The sequence below is a fragment of the Providencia sp. CIM-Carb-044 genome (assembly GCF_033901115.1).
Lineage (GTDB): Bacteria > Pseudomonadota > Gammaproteobacteria > Enterobacterales > Enterobacteriaceae > Providencia > Providencia hangzhouensis.
The window spans coordinates 70893-85832 of sequence record NZ_JAXADV010000007.1 but is presented as its reverse complement, the minus strand read 5'-3'; the positions used below and the strand labels follow the sequence as shown (position 1 = coordinate 85832).

Below are 14940 nucleotides of genomic sequence, written 5' to 3'. Positions count from 1 at the left end.
TCCCCCTCTTGAATATGCCATACTTGGCACGATAAGGCTGCCAAAGATAGTACGATAGCTCTGCTTTCCTCATAACAGAACATCGGGGGTTGATTGGAGTTCCAGTAAATAAGGAATAAAAAAGATATTAATTTTCATTTAATTCTTCATTACAATATTGACGATGTTCTTCCAAGTGAATTTCTAATGGCCAATGTCGTTTATCACTTGGTAATCTTAGTTTTTGCCCATCAAGTTCTGCATATTCTGTTCCAGCTAACAAATCAGATAACCTAATTAACATTTTGGAATCAATCCAAAGCAAGCCTCGGTCAAAAAGAGTATGAATGTCTGTTTTAAGTAACAATCCATGCTGGACTTGGGTGTGCCAGAGGCCTTCATAGGGAATTATATGAGCAGCCTCTAATAACACTTGGATAGAACACCCTGTCACAGCGCACTTACCCTCATAAGCTTCAATCAGCTTTCTTCTGAACGCTGGCTGGCCTTGTCGAATAACAACTTCACGTAAAGCTTTTAATCGGGAATCAACTTCTTCTTCAGATAAATCAGCAAATAATTCATCCCTAGCTTCCACAACTAAGCGATCACATTGCCTAGGGGAAATAATGCGCTTTGGCGTTTTGCCATCATCACTAATATCCCAAACTCCATGAAGCTCCTGAACATATAGCTCATATCTTGTATTTCTCAATTTTCCTGTACGGAATAATAAGTCATATGGGCTGCCCTGATCAGAACGTGCATTTTTGCGGCTACCAAGATATCTATATCTGGCCTTGCTGTTAACTGTTAATGCATCTAATTGAATACGAACTTCAGATTCCTTTAACGGAGCATTGCTATTAAGAATCCATTTGACAATATCCACTGCTGAAGCAGAACTAAGCTGAGTGACAGCATACCAAACACGAAGATATTGAGGATGAAGCATTTCTTCAGGAATAATCCCCGGAATGTCTGCTACATAAGTTGAAAAGTTATGAAAACGAATCCATTCTCCCCATTGCCGAGAATGAGTGCTAATACCAGTTCGATGGGGCTCACGTTTTCGTATTTCATTGTTAAATTCCTGACGGCTAGGAGCGCGGCCAAGTTTTTCATAAAGATCATCACAACAGTCCCAAACCGCCCGCACTAGCAAGCCAGTTGGATAGCCATTTTTATTTAATTCCATAAGCCCCTCTAGCAAAAATGAATTGAGCTGAGTAATAACAGATTCCGTTACGACGTTCACTATAATTCATTAACGCAACTGTAGCGAATGACAACTATCAAATTAAAGTGTATGGAAGGTTGTGAGTGCCAAACCTTCCAACACAAAATATCCATTCTATACATCACTCATGCCTCATGCCAAAAATCAGATCGGTAAGCAATAAAATAGGCGCCTTCAATAACTTCGTCAGCTGAACGGGTGGGGTAATACTGGTTTCACGGCAAGCAACACCGCCACACAATCCATAAATAATTTATGCGCCATCAGCGCGATAAGGATCTGACATGAAAAACGAACTGCTGGAAGTTGTCATTGCAATGCGCGATTACATCGACGAGCTGCCGTCTGATGTTGTGTCACGTTTGCCTGCAATGCCAGGGTTCGACCGCGATTGGGCTAATGAAGTGATTGATGCGGCGCAGCGCGCTGAAATAAGCCAAACGATCAGCGCTCCGGGTGCTGTGGCGTTCCGTGAACAGATCGTGAAATATGTCGGCGGTCTGGGTAGCTCCGTTATCGCACAATCCGTGGTGGAAGCCATTTTGAGTGCAGCTAAGCGCTCCGAAGCGAAGGATGCCAAAGCATGAAAGCATTATCTATCCGACAGCCGTGGGCATGGCTTATCACTCACGGCCACAAGGACATCGAAAACCGCAGCTGGAACACCCACCAGCGCGGACCGGTGCTCATTCACGCCAGTGCGCAACTGGCATCCAAAGCCGACATGGAAAAGGCGCGGGAGATCCTGCGCGCCAAATATGGCGATTCCCTGATGCTGCCTGAAAGAAAGTATTTATCTTACGGCGCGATTGTCGGCGTAGCCACAATCACAGGCTGTGTCGAAGAGAGCGAATCTCCGTGGTTCTTCGGGCCGAAAGGCTTCACGCTGGCGGATGCCAAGACGCTGAAGCCAGTGTCTATTCGCGGCCGACTGAGCTTTTTCGAGACTGGCCTTCGTCCACATGCGGTATTCAGCTTGCTCGTACCTAATGAGCATACGGATGATACCGAAACCAAAGCAGCATGTTTGCAGGGGGAAAGGGCATGAAACTGTTTCCTATCAATTTCACCGACGAACAGGTACGGGCAATCCACAGCGGCCAGAAGGTGCAAACCCGCCAACTGATCAAAGAAATCTGCCTCGATACCTTCCCGGAATCCCTGACCAAACGCCAGCGCGCGCTGGTGGATAAGGTTTTGCCCCCCAAGTTTGGGCCGACGTTTTTCTGTCGTTTCGGGCATGTAGGCGATCGGTTGTGGGTCCGTGAAACCTATGGCGATTGCGGTGTGCGACTGGTCTATCGTGCAGACCTTGAAGATGGCTCAGCCAATAAAGTTAAACGCTGGTTTCCGGCGCAGCAAATGACGCAGTTTGAGTCGCGAATTACGCTGGAGATTACGGCGGTTCGTATTGAGCCCCTTCGCGACATCAGTGATGCCGATGCGCTGAGGGAAGGCTGTTCTATCAGGGATACCCGCAGCGGTGACTGCCTGGCCGATGTGTTCGCCCGTAAGTGGTCGGTTATCCACGGCGTTGACTGCTGGGAGGCCAATCCGATGGTTTGGGTGATCGACTTCAAAGTCGTGGAAGATGCCCGATGAGCCGCCTGGTTGTTGTGACTTTGCTGGAAGACGGCGGGGAAGAGCATGTTCACTTGCCCGTGGGGGATTTGGGCACGGGTGGCGGCTATACGACTCTGTGCGGCCTTGATGGTGGCCTGAGCGACACGGCGATGGAAACCAAACCCGCACCTCGTGGCGCAAAAGTTAACTGTCCCAATTGCTGGGCAATCTTCAATACCTGCCGTTCGTTCCGGGCAACTGACTTCGATTCGGCTGTAAAGCAGGAGTAATACCCCATGCAGGAAAAAGACATCGTTCACGAGAATGGAAAATTTTGGGTGTTGCGCGATAAAGATGCTTACTGCGTGATGAAGTCCGGTGTAACCCACTCCGAGGGGGATAGTGCTTATGCACTCACTGAAGATGGTCTGAGCATTGCGATCGCACGCTGCGACTATCTGGCTGGCCGGGCTGAAACGACAGAGCGAGTGGGCTTCGCCAAGACCCTGCATTTCTACATGACTGAAGCTTCTGCCTGGTTGTTGGAAGAGCGACGGGAATACATTCAGCGTGTGATCGTTAAAAAGCTGGTTGTCGGTCTGGCCGACATGGCGAAATGGTCGCCGGAGTGCGCTGCTGAGCCGGGTTCTGCTGAACTGAAGCAGATGTACTCCGAAGGGCTGGCTTTCTTCACTGAAAAGGGATTCCCTGCTAATGGGCAAAATTGACAAATACCAGATTCAAGACCTGAGCCGCCTCCGGAATGAAACCGGTGAGCTCGCGCGCTGGGTTATTCAGCTTCAGACAGACCTGGACACTGCGCGCCGTGAAAAGGCCTCTGTGGAGGCGGAACTATACAGGGCAACAGCGCCTATGCCGGTGGCGGAGTATCAATACCGGTATAGTTCTTCCGATCGCAGTATGTGGAGCGCCGGCACTCCATCCCTAACGAATCGCTGTACCAACGTATGCGGGCTATTCATACCGATGGTTCATACCAGTTCCGTGAGCTGTTTGAAAAGCCACATACCCTCTAATTGACGTAGCAAAACAGGAAATCGTAATGGCAATGACAGTAGAGCAGTTAAAAACGCGCGCTGCGGCATTTCGTCTGGAGGCGTTGCGCTGGGAAGACATGGGCTATTCCGAGCAAACGAAACGGCTGCGGGATAATGCTGATGCTTTGGAAGAGCTGGCCGAACTGAAGGAAGCGCCTCCATTGGGTTATGCCGAAAACGGCAAAGGCTTCATTTATCCGGTTGACCGTGCCGATCGCATTACAAACCCGGTGCCGGTGTTTGCCGCTCCACCAGCGCTGCATATTCCTGTCGGGTTTATGCTGGTACCGAAAAAACCGACCGACGAACAGCTGCGGGCGATGCTCGCAGTGCAGTGGCCTGCGATCTACCGTGAACACCTTCGCCACCCAGACAACGGGCCGAAGTCAGCGAAAAAGACTGAAGACGACATTGATGTCGCTACCCGTCAGTATGCTGCGGCGATGTGTGCTTCACCTGAGGCGGATCTGCCTACTGAAATCAAGCAGAGTTAAAAGCAATGTCAGTAATTCCCGGAAGGTGAACCCGGTGTTAGACTCAAAAATTCAAGCGTTAAAGTACCGTGTTCTATCTTTCTGAAAATTATTGGGGTTGTTAATCATGCCAATTGCAAAAGAGAAGCCAGCGGAAAATCCAATTCTCCAGGATCTGGATTTTTTCATTGAAGACCGTTCGGGTATTTGGGTCAAACAATGGAAGTCTGGCGGTGGGTGCTGTCCGGCCACTGATGAAGAAGTTGTGATGTGGAATTTGCTGGTAAAACTAACCGATCAGTAGATGTTGGCTTAAGCCACCCGCGCGCTGATGAAAGTCAACTTATACAAAAGGTAATGACGATGAAAGTAACTGAAACCAAGGTGATGAGCCTTGAGATCAGCGAGCTTCGGGACTTTGACCCGATCCGCGTGGTGACTGAAAACTACGGGCCTGGGCGTGGCCGAATCACGATAACGTGTGAGGGCAAGGCGTGGACAGGCTCCTGGTTCGCAATGAGCGACCGCTCCGTTGAGCAGTTTTTCTGTGACTGCGGCAATGATTACCTGGTCAATTGCATGGCCGGTAACGTGAGCAGCGAAATCGACAATGACAATGAGGCGAATATGCGTTTCATGTTCAGTGAAGTGCTGCGCCTGCGCCGGGAAGGGGAGTTATCCAAAGACCAAGCCCGTGTGTGCTGGGAGGAAATCGACGGATCTGACGATATCAAAAGCACAGTCTGTGCCTATTCTTCAGTGATCAGTGAGGTGCCATACTTCAGCACTGAACCGTGGTACCTGCCGTGGCCGACGGTGCCGAACCCAGTCTTTATCCGCCTGAATAGCATGTTTGACATCGTTCGGGCTGCACTGCAACAGCACCTGGCTTTGGCCGGGCAGTCAGAGGAAACGATAGCATGACCGAACGTGAGCAGTTTGCCAAAGATAACGCCATGTCGATGGACTTTGTGAATTGGTTCTTCGACAACAAAAAAGACAGCTGTGGCAACGTCTGGTTTATGATGGCTGCGGCCATGTGGGAAGGGTGGAAAGGGCGGGCGAGCCGAGAGGCTCAGGCAGTTCAAGTAACAGAACGGATGGCGCTCGACTTTCATCACGCCCTGACTGATGGCAGTATCGGCAACGACGAACTAGAAGAAATCAAGGTCGGTCTACGTGCTGCTCTATGCAATGTCGCCGTTCCACCAGCGCCAGCAGTGCCAGATGCTGTCGATTATTCAGATCTCGACACTACCAGCCAAGATAGAGAGGTTATCGAAGCTATTGCTGAGTGCAAAGGCTGGAACGCCTACCGCACCGCATTGCTTGCTCAGCCTGTAAGTAGCTGTTACACGTTAGCAGACGATGCCCGGCGCATGAATTGGCTGGTGGCGCATCATGTTGCGGTTAGAAAACCGCTTCGCTATGGAAGTGAGGCTATGTTCACAGCCCAAACCATAACCGATGAAGAGGATGATCATCACGCCACTAAGCTGCGAGAACAAATTGATGCAGCCATGAAGGCTGAAGCGGTCAAAGTACAAAAATAACACCTCTCCTTCTTTTTCCTACTTCCCCCAGAAAGTCCTGCTTATGAAGTGACCCCATTATGTCGGGCTTTTTTTAATCATTAACAGCTGATGACCTGTACGTGAGGATATCAAAATTCCCCTTATGTATACTGAAAAAATACGTTATTTTATTGTCTTTAATTAAAGGTATTAAAAATACTATTTCTTAGACTTTTCAGCTTGATCAGCCAATCTTAGGTTGATACGTATAATTATCAAAAATCACCAAGTATTTATAAGCAATTAAAGGGTTTACATATGAAACGGATTTTTTTTATATCGCTAACATTGATATTAAGCCTCAGTGCTACTGCTAATAATTTGCCTGTCAAAAGTGAGCAATCCTTGATATCTAAACTAACAACCCTGGCAAACAATGGCGATGCTCTTTCTCAACAAGCTTTAGGCAATGTATACCTAGAGGGGCGGCTAGTCGAAAGAAACCCCGAAGAGGCGATTAAATGGTATATGAAATCAGCAGAACAAAATAACCCTGAAGCTCAAGCTCAGGCTGGATTTTTTTACTATATGGGCTATGACGGGAAACGAGACTACTCAAAAGCTTTGTATTGGCTAAAGAGAGCGTCTGAGAACGGTTCTGGCCAAGCTGACGTAGTTTTGGGCTCTATGTACATGGTCGGTGAGGGGGTGAAGCAAAATGAAGTCTTAGGTATTAAATACCTTCAGTCAGCCTCGAGCAGAGGAGTTAAAGAGGCTGCTGATGTACTGGCAAGGTTAAATAATCAAACTGAAAATGGTAAAAGTACAGTTGGAATAATGGATGATAAACCATTAAAAATACTTAAAAGGGAGGCTGAACAAGGAAATGACCAAGCTCAATATGGCCTTGGCTCACACTATTATAACAGCCATAATTATGAGGAAGCTTTTAAATGGTTTGAATTATCGGCCAAGCAAGGGAATGCCTATGCTCAATTGCAATTGGGATTTATGTATGGTGACTCAAATGGGTATGTCAAAGAAGATTATAAAAAATCAAAATACTGGTTTGAGAAATCAGCAGCGCAAGGAAATGCAGATGCAAATTACTTTCTCGGCTTGCTGTATTTAACAGGTAACGGAGTTGAAAAGGATAAATCAAAAGCTAACAAACTATTTAAGAAGTCATGTTCGCTTGGAAGTAACAAGGCCTGCGATAGATTAGAGGAATAACAATATAGTTACCCCATTAAAAAAGAGTATTTAAGCGCATGATTTAACAGGTTTAATTAGGTTTATAACATCTCACTAGTAATAGGGAATTTAAAATGGGATTCTTCAATAAGATATTTTCCAGACCAAACCGTAAACCTCTGGTAGATAAGAAAATTTTGAGTAACGGAGCGCGATTAAACGATGCCGAAGTGGATATCCTCTTTATAATTAAGAATGGCGATGTTTTGTATGTAAACCATGAAATAGAAAACCTCTTTGAGGTCGATCGTGGTGGTGACCGCCTTTTCAAAGGTCGCGTAGTGAACTACAAATACTTAGGTGAAACAACAAAGGATGAAGTGCAAGTCTTTATTGGCTTTGATGAAAATGACGCCTATATAATGTTCACTCTACAAGCTAACTTACAAGATAGATTTGAATTTGTTGGGCAATCTTTGATGCGATTCTTTTCCAGCAATCGTATTAATGGTGTGTTTTCGTGGGAAGGATATTCAGTTCAGTATGAGTACACATATAAATTATATAATAAAAACAGTACAAATTTTCTGATTAACGCCAACCAAACCTTTGGTTATTTAATTAGTGAAGATACTTTCGAGCAAGGGGAAGGGGATTTGCTGAAGGAAAAATTTTGGCATACCAAACAAACTACACATAGTGAACCTGAAGCACAGGTGTACTGTTACCCTAAAACCAATACTGAATACTCTGTGTCTTCAAGTTGCATTAAAAGCGATAACGAATCAGCAAATAAAATATATGAACAAGGTGTTGAATATCTAAAAATAGCTGATTTTAAAATGGCCTTTAATAATTTTAAGATTGCATCTAAATATGGACATACTTCAGCTACATTCAATTTGGCACTAATGTATAAAAATGGAAATGGATGTGATTATAGCTATGAAGATTCCATGCAATTGTTCATAAAATCACAAGATGAAGGACATCAAGGGGCTCTGAGGCACATAAAAGAACTGGTAAAAGCTAAGGAACTGTCTGCCGACCTATCCAACTACCCTCTGGTATTAAATGAAGCAAGTCACTTACATGACGGAACTGTTTTATACTTCTTTTATTTCTTCTTAATTAATAGCTTAAGCGAAGGTGATATTGTTAGCTGGATAAGATATGAGCTCGATTGTGCATCTATAGGTAATGAATTAGCGCAGCAATATGTCCATGAAATATCACCCAACAGTGAGTTCTATCGAAATGGAGGGGAGGAGCTGACCCCTAACGCATCGCTTTTTAGTGACATTTTTGATCATGTCACCATACCTCTTAGAAAAACGGAGGACTTTAGCGATATAATCAAGTTAAGGTGCAATCTAGTTAAAAATCTATTCAATCATATCTTTAACAAACACTTAGATTAACTCTTCCATCTCTCTTAGATACCTAGCGCTGTAAATTGTTAGTTTTTGCTAGGTTTCTTGTGCAGTAGCCTATTTATAATTGTAATGACAACGACATTACACTCTTATATACTTAGCAGAATAAGCAATTAATTGGGAGGCATATATGGCAACTCAAAATGATGTAGCGGTAACACGCTCATCTCTGAACCTGAGAATTAAACCGGAAGACAAAATCCTGATCGACCGCGCCGCAAATGCGGTAGGCAAAAATCGAACTGAGTTCGTTCTGGAAGCCGCTCGACGAGCTGCTGAAGAGACACTGGCGGACCTGCGGGTTATTAACGTCAGCCCCGAGGTATACCAGGAGTTTATTAATCAGCTTGATGCCGCACCAAGGAACAATGAGGCATTACGAAAAACATTGATGTCTAAATCCCCTTGGGAGAAATGACATTGAAGCTGACAGCACCCGAACCCCTCAAAACAGGCCATTTGCTGGAAGGCTTTTCATCTGGTGAAGAGGCTTTAGATCTCTGGCTAAAAAATCGGGCCATGAGTAATCAAAACTCAGGAGCTTCACGAACATTTGTAACCACTTCTGATAACCAAGTGATGGGGTATTATGCCTTGTCTTCCGGGATTGTGAGCACCAATCAAGCTGTTGGCCGATTCCGCCGCAATATGCCTTCTGACATACCAGTCATCCTTCTCGGTAGACTGGCAGTGGATACAAGAGCTAAAGGGCTTGGAGTTGGAAGGGGATTGGTCAAAGATGCCTGTCATCGTGTTATTCAGGCCTCTGGGCTGGTGGGCATACGAGGAATAGTGGTCCACGCTCTAACTGATGATGCTAAACGCTTCTATGAACACATTGGTTTCGTCCCTTCACCACTTGACCCTATGATGCTAATGATAACACTCGCCGATCTGCAACTCGCAATGGGTATTCATCCAAACTGATCAAGCCCGGAATGCAGGGCTTTTTTTTCGTCACCCGCCTTACTGCTCGCATAATGAAAGCACCTTTTTCACGATCGAGACACCGCAATGACAACTCTTAACTGGAAACCGAGCGAAAGCCGTTGGAACCAAGGCGAGCAACTTTATTTGGGTCAATTTAAGATCGGTTCAGCTTACTACGATGCGACGCATACGCGTGGGCAGGAGGCTTATGCTACCCGTTGCAGCCTGCCAGGCCTCAAAGGCGATCTGGGACATTTCCCTGATATGGCCGCAGCCAAAGATGCCGTTGAAAAGGCGGTGGCCTTCTGGCTGAGAAGAGCTGGGCTGCAATTCTCCGAAGCAGTCAACACAAAGGCTAAGCCATAAACCAATAGCAGAGTGTTGCTGTCAAAATCGAGAGGCCGTAATGACTTTTAAACAAAGCCGCGAATTGCCCAGAGGGGCGGGCATTACCTTTATGTTCTTGCTGTTCTCTTCTGGAGTGGCATTGCTCTTCGGGACGGGATGGCTGATCACCACCGTTATGAACGGGCTTGATGCTTTCCCTTATGCGCTCCGAGGGTTTTCTTGGCAATGGCAACCTGAGCCCGGTTGTCTGACCATCATTGATGCCCCAACAACGTTTTGGGGATACCTCGTTGCTGGTGGGGCGGGATGCATCACATTGCTGTTCATCTGTGTGTTCATTGGCATGAGTCTGTTGTCAATCCATACGCTGTCACAAGTCATCAATAAGCAACTTGACGGCCTGGATAAATTCGGGATTAAGTTAATCTCACGTTTGTTCAAGAAGTAAGATCAGCGAGTGCGAACTGAGCCCGGCAATGTCCGGGCTTTTCTTTGCCAGCAGTCAAAAGCCGGGATAATGGTCCTATAACTAGGAAAACAAAATGCTAAAGTAGCGCTTATTCAGTAAAATGAATCCAATATAAGTAAATTAGTTGGCTGATCATATTGATGGGAAACTCCATGTTAACAGGGAAGTACTCAATCAACTAGATGAAATTTAGGGAAATTTTGAACAGGTGGTATTGCAATCCCATTTTTGTAGTTCTTACTTTTTACTCATCTGACATTAAAATGAGCTAAAAAATACTGAACACGCTGAACTATGGGACAAACCAGTGCCCAGTCAATGTTTAGATAAAATGAAAGCAATGTGCGTTGGAACAACTTTAAAGATAAAAACCTGATGAAATGATGGAAATCGGTCACAACCGAGCATTAAAACAGCAATATAGTTATTTGATATTATTTGTAAAGAGAATGCAATGGCTGTAGAAAGTCAGAACGCGTAGGTCGAAAATAGAAATAACATATTTACAAAGAAATTAAAATCATAAATCAGGATTTATGTACGTCAATAACCAATATGTTTTAGGTTAGTTAGGAATAAAAATAATGAAAATAAAATGCTTGGACCCTTTAGGAATTAACAGTTATGAACGAGAAGCTAATGAAAAACTTGAAGCTAGTCTACCTCAAAACTGGAAAGGTTATTCATCCTTGGAAATGCGAGGTAGACAAAGTGGAGAATTTGAAGGTGACTTAATTATTATCACTCACGATAGAATAATAAATGTTGAGTTTAAAAAGTGGTCAGGAAGAGTTTTTTCGAAGGACGGTCAATGGGTAGTTCAGTTTCCTAATGGTAATGAAGAACATCGAAAACATGGAGTTAATCAGTCTCGTAGATCTGCAAAGATACTCTCAACCAAATTAAAAGAAAGGTTGGGCAATAAGTTTATACCTTGGGTTGATTTTTGTGTGGTTCTATGTGGAACCGCAACCAAAGATGATCTTCCTCCTGACGAACAAGAGTACGTTTTCTCGTTAGAAGAATTTTCAAAAATTGGTGATGATAAGATTTATAAACAATACTTCAAAGATAAGTCGTGGATGATTAAGCGTAAGGAAGATGCGCCTAATAAGAACCTGAAACAGTGGGATAGGATTTTCTCTAATAATAGTGCTGATTTTAAAGCCAAAGACTTTTCTATCAATAATTATGTTCTTCAAGGTAAACCTCAATTCCGGCATCGTGATGGACTTTATGCAGAGTACCTGAGTCAACGTTCTGATAATCATAATTATAAAGCACTAATGCGGCGCTGGGACTTTACTTCTCCTTGTATCATTGAGCATGCCAGAACACCTGAACAGAGGTCGCTAATTGCCCACAGAGAAAGTGATGTACTCGGTTATATAGCAAGTCAGGATGAAGATCTTAGGGATACATATTTGCGATTAGAATATTTACCTAGTGAGTTATCTTCTGACTTTGTTGAATTGTATGAGTGGCCAAACAAAAAAGAGCGTCTTGATACATTTATTAGAAAGAATAGTTTAAAACTTACTGAAGAAAATAGAATTAACTTAATTCAAGCTCTTGTTAGTCGTCTTGCGAATCTTCATGATATAGATGTGGCTCACCGTGATATTGGTAATCACAGTATCTGGGTGTCCCTCCCTAGTAAGGTAGTATTGTCTAATTTCCTGACCGCAACGTATCCAGATCCGCAAAATAAAACAGTCTCTAATATTCGTAAAATTCTTCAGCACAATCAGATTGCTACACCTGAAGAGTTATACGAAGATTCAGACGGCACACATTTTACTCGAGATGTATATTTAGCTACTGCTGCATGCCACTATATAGCATTTGGTAAGCCTCCTATAAAAATGGATGGTATTTACCTATGTAGTGGTTTAATAAATTTGGCCACCTGAACAGAGGTGATATGCTCACCTCAGAACAACACAGGTGCCTTAATGAAAAAACGAAATTTCAGTGCAGAATTCAGACGTGAATCAGCCCAGCTGGTTGTGGATCAGAACTATACAGTTGCAGATGCCGCGAAAGCCATGAATATCGGGCTTTCCACCTTGACGCGGTGGGTAAAGCAATTACGGGACGAACGGGCAGGCAAAACACCGAAAGCATCCCCTATCACGCCGGAACAAATTGAGATACGTGAGCTGAAGAAAAAAATTCAACGTATTGAAATGGAAAACGAAATATTAAAAAAGGCTACCGCGCTCTTGATGTCAGACTCCCTGAACAGGTCTCGGTGATCGGGAAACTCAGAGCGCATTATCCTGTGGCCACTCTTTGCTGCGTGTTCGGAGTTCACCGCAGCAGCTATAGATACCGGGAAAACCGGCCTGACAATCCGGACGGCAGGAGAGCCGTATTACGTAGTCAGGTTCAGGAGCTGCACGGCCTCAGTCATGGCTCAGCAGGTGCAAGAAGTATCGCTGTAATGGCAACACACAGGGGCTTCCGGATGGGACGATGGCTTGCCGGACGGCTAATGAAGGAGATGGGGCTGGTGAGCTGTCAGCAGCCTGTTCACCGGTATAAACGTGGCGGTCATGAACACATTGCTATCCCGAACCACCTTGAGCGACAGTTCGCAGTGACAGAGCCCAATCAGGTATGGTGCGGCGACGTAACGTATATCTGGACCGGTAAACGCTGGGCATACCTGGCCGTTGTACTCGACCTGTTCGCAAGGAAACCCGTGGGCTGGGCAATGTCATTTTCTCCGGACAGCAAACTGACAACCAAAGCGCTGAAAATGGCATGGGAAATACGAAATAAGCCATCCGGGCTCATGTTCCACAGTGATCAGGGTAGCCACTATACAAGCAGGCAGTTCCGACAGTTACTGTGGCGATACCGGATAAAACAAAGTATGAGTAGGCGTGGTAACTGCTGGGATAACAGCCCGATGGAGCGCTTCTTCAGAAGTCTGAAAAATGAGTGGGTGCCGGTGACCGGCTACATCAGCTTCAGTGAAGCAGCCCATGCAATAACGGATTATATCGTCGGGTATTACAGCGAAGTCAGGCCGCATGAATATAACGGTGGATTACCACCAAACGAATCAGAAAACCAATACCGGAAAAACTCTAAAACCGTGGCCAATTTTAGTTGACCACTACACATCTATTTTTTTAAATAGGTTTGCTACAGCATTAGATACTGGATTATGAACAGCCCATGGAAATACAGGCTTCTCATCCATAATTCCGCTTTGAAGTAAATTTTTATGAATTGGTATAGTTCTTATACTACTTGAATTTTTAATCCTCTTACCATCCCTATCATTAACACTTATACAAGCTATCTTTTGTCCTTTATCCGCAATGTATACATAATCCTGCTCTGTTAGCTGTATACATTCGGTCACTCTCATACCTGTGTAATATAGTACCTGTATAAGCCACCACAGATGAGATTTGTGCTCTATAAGTTCAAGTACTTTTTTGTGTGATTCAGTGGATACTGAGATTCTAGGGTTAATTTTTTTAATCTTCTTATATCCCATATTACTAAAAGGATTTTTAGTAATATAATCCCTTTTATCAGCGGCAAAGCTAAAAAGAGCTGATACTTTCTTAAACATGGATTGGCTAGAGAATTCAGACTTATACTTATTCTTTAAAGCCTTTTTAAAACTAGCTACCTTTGGTTTGTTAAATGATTGAATATCTTTATCACCATATAGGCTAATTAAATAATCAATCGCAGCCTTGTTACCTTTAAATGTTAATGGCCTCCATTCAGATTTCATTTCGTTGTACCACTCATCAGCAACTTGGCTAATTTTATGCCCTTTAGCTTGAAAGCGGCTATCATTCTGCTGTCTACTAGGTAAATTCCCGCTATTAATCCAATAAATGTAGTTTGCCTCTAAATGAATCCCTTCTTCGATGAACATATCTCGTTCATTAATTAAATGTGCTCTGATCTCATCAAAATCAGTGCATTCTTTTTTTAATCGATGAAAAGTACTAAGTAGAATTTTTGAACGTTTATGAGCGATTTGTAGATCTCTAGTTCTCAAGTCAAATCGAATTAGCTTTCCTACATATGACTTTTGCCAAATATAATAACCACGAGAATTACATGAAATATACATGAAATGTACATGTGCCATTGGTGCCCCTTGAATTACCATCAGCACGCGAATATTCACATAACACATTGAAAATAAAGGTTAGGTACTATATTAGCACCTAACCTTTCAGTACTGGTTACTCATCTTCGAGACGGATTTGGTCGAAATATACGGCCTGCGCATGTTTGCATGCTACTTTCACGAGTACGCGCATGTTTGCAAGGATAAGGAAATTGGCTCATTTTATTCCATTAACCGACTAGACCATCTTCGGGCGCTGGTAGCGCATGAGCTCGCGCATTTTTTCCAATTCAATACTGCATCGAAAAACTATAATCAACACGATGCAAAGCAGCATCTACCGCGCCTGGATTACCGTACACCACACGGGGAAGGGTGGCAGTTCATTTACCGTTACCTGAAAATGCCCCTCAATTTGCGACTGAATTAATTACTATTTTAATTATTAACATTGTACCATTGCTTCAAAGTATGTATTCCTGAGTTTTGGAGAGTAAATGTATTTAATAATGACGGTCCTATTTATGATCGCAGCGATATTTTCCTTCGCAAAAACAATGAAAGTTGTGCTAGAAGAAGCGAGCCTTGACAAGGAAAAACGTATAGCAGCTATCGGACAAGTAAA

General features: G+C 44.0%; 19 protein-coding genes. 17 read left to right on the top strand and 2 right to left on the bottom strand.

Annotated elements, in window-relative coordinates; all coding sequences use genetic code 11:
* Nucleotides 1-127: 127 nt before the first annotated feature.
* A complete protein-coding gene (locus SJ312_RS14660) occupies nucleotides 128-1177 on the bottom strand; it encodes an HNH endonuclease (protein WP_052219370.1) in 1050 nt (349 codons plus the stop codon).
* Nucleotides 1178-1503: 326 nt separating this feature from the next.
* Between SJ312_RS14660 and SJ312_RS14655 the strand changes: the two genes are divergently transcribed.
* From SJ312_RS14655 to SJ312_RS14575, 17 genes are all read left to right on the top strand, one after another.
* Entirely contained in the window at nucleotides 1504-1806 is a 303-nt protein-coding gene (locus SJ312_RS14655) for a hypothetical protein (protein WP_222669433.1), read from the top strand.
* Nucleotides 1803-2267 (top strand): ASCH domain-containing protein, encoded by a 465-nt coding sequence (locus tag SJ312_RS14650; protein ID WP_052219369.1) that lies wholly within the window; start codon nucleotides 1803-1805, stop codon nucleotides 2265-2267. Before SJ312_RS14655 ends, SJ312_RS14650 begins: the two co-directional genes overlap by 4 nt.
* The gene (locus SJ312_RS14645) at nucleotides 2264-2821 is read left to right on the top strand and encodes a hypothetical protein (RefSeq protein ID WP_042847132.1); all 558 of its coding nucleotides are present in this window, start codon (nucleotides 2264-2266) and stop codon (nucleotides 2819-2821) included. The genes SJ312_RS14650 and SJ312_RS14645 overlap by 4 nt, the downstream gene beginning before the upstream one ends.
* Nucleotides 2818-3072, top strand: a complete 255-nt coding sequence (locus tag SJ312_RS14640) for a hypothetical protein (RefSeq protein ID WP_042847130.1) — start codon at nucleotides 2818-2820, stop codon at nucleotides 3070-3072. The genes SJ312_RS14645 and SJ312_RS14640 overlap by 4 nt, the downstream gene beginning before the upstream one ends.
* Nucleotides 3073-3078: 6 nt before the next feature.
* Nucleotides 3079-3510 (top strand): hypothetical protein, encoded by a 432-nt coding sequence (locus SJ312_RS14635; protein ID WP_042847127.1) that lies wholly within the window; start codon nucleotides 3079-3081, stop codon nucleotides 3508-3510.
* A 335-nt stretch (nucleotides 3511-3845) separates the two neighbouring features.
* The gene (locus SJ312_RS14630; protein ID WP_166268109.1) at nucleotides 3846-4334 is read left to right on the top strand and encodes a hypothetical protein; all 489 of its coding nucleotides are present in this window, start codon (nucleotides 3846-3848) and stop codon (nucleotides 4332-4334) included.
* A gap of 106 nt (nucleotides 4335-4440) precedes the next feature.
* On the top strand, nucleotides 4441-4617 hold the full coding sequence (locus SJ312_RS14625) for a hypothetical protein (RefSeq protein ID WP_162762197.1): 177 nt from the start codon (nucleotides 4441-4443) through the stop codon (nucleotides 4615-4617).
* Nucleotides 4618-4676: 59 nt separating this feature from the next.
* On the top strand, nucleotides 4677-5237 hold the full coding sequence (locus SJ312_RS14620; RefSeq protein WP_052219368.1) for a hypothetical protein: 561 nt from the start codon (nucleotides 4677-4679) through the stop codon (nucleotides 5235-5237).
* Nucleotides 5234-5866: a hypothetical protein gene (locus SJ312_RS14615; RefSeq protein WP_052219367.1), complete on the top strand. Its 633-nt coding sequence runs from the start codon at nucleotides 5234-5236 to the stop codon at nucleotides 5864-5866. The genes SJ312_RS14620 and SJ312_RS14615 overlap by 4 nt, the downstream gene beginning before the upstream one ends.
* A 279-nt stretch (nucleotides 5867-6145) precedes the next feature.
* Nucleotides 6146-7060 carry a tetratricopeptide repeat protein gene (locus SJ312_RS14610; protein WP_042847118.1) on the top strand — a complete coding sequence of 305 codons (915 nt, stop codon included), beginning with the start codon at nucleotides 6146-6148 and terminating at the stop codon, nucleotides 7058-7060.
* A 95-nt stretch (nucleotides 7061-7155) separates the two neighbouring features.
* Nucleotides 7156-8442 (top strand): sel1 repeat family protein, encoded by a 1287-nt coding sequence (locus SJ312_RS14605; protein ID WP_042847114.1) that lies wholly within the window; start codon nucleotides 7156-7158, stop codon nucleotides 8440-8442.
* A 145-nt stretch (nucleotides 8443-8587) separates the two neighbouring features.
* Nucleotides 8588-8875: a DUF1778 domain-containing protein gene (locus tag SJ312_RS14600; protein WP_042847112.1), complete on the top strand. Its 288-nt coding sequence runs from the start codon at nucleotides 8588-8590 to the stop codon at nucleotides 8873-8875.
* 2 nt (nucleotides 8876-8877) lie between these two features.
* Nucleotides 8878-9384 (top strand): GNAT family N-acetyltransferase, encoded by a 507-nt coding sequence (locus SJ312_RS14595; RefSeq protein WP_373370580.1) that lies wholly within the window; start codon nucleotides 8878-8880, stop codon nucleotides 9382-9384.
* Between the two features lie 87 nt (nucleotides 9385-9471).
* Complete coding sequence (locus SJ312_RS14590) at nucleotides 9472-9753, top strand: hypothetical protein (RefSeq protein ID WP_042847108.1); 282 nt, start codon at nucleotides 9472-9474, stop codon at nucleotides 9751-9753.
* A 40-nt stretch (nucleotides 9754-9793) separates the two neighbouring features.
* Nucleotides 9794-10183: a hypothetical protein gene (locus SJ312_RS14585; RefSeq protein ID WP_042847106.1), complete on the top strand. Its 390-nt coding sequence runs from the start codon at nucleotides 9794-9796 to the stop codon at nucleotides 10181-10183.
* 605 nt (nucleotides 10184-10788) lie between these two features.
* Nucleotides 10789-12117 carry an NERD domain-containing protein kinase family protein gene (locus SJ312_RS14580; RefSeq protein WP_204162592.1) on the top strand — a complete coding sequence of 443 codons (1329 nt, stop codon included), beginning with the start codon at nucleotides 10789-10791 and terminating at the stop codon, nucleotides 12115-12117.
* A gap of 42 nt (nucleotides 12118-12159) precedes the next feature.
* Nucleotides 12160-13328 (top strand): IS3 family transposase gene (locus SJ312_RS14575; protein ID WP_094963266.1). Its coding sequence is split into 2 segments (ribosomal slippage): nucleotides 12160-12409 and nucleotides 12409-13328, totalling 1170 coding nucleotides; the frame shifts between segments, so codons are not numbered across the junction.
* A gap of 3 nt (nucleotides 13329-13331) precedes the next feature.
* Here the strand turns inward: SJ312_RS14575 and SJ312_RS14570 are convergent.
* Nucleotides 13332-14333, bottom strand: a complete 1002-nt coding sequence (locus SJ312_RS14570) for a tyrosine-type recombinase/integrase (RefSeq protein ID WP_196053769.1) — start codon at nucleotides 14331-14333, stop codon at nucleotides 13332-13334.
* Nucleotides 14334-14940 lie beyond the last annotated feature (607 nt).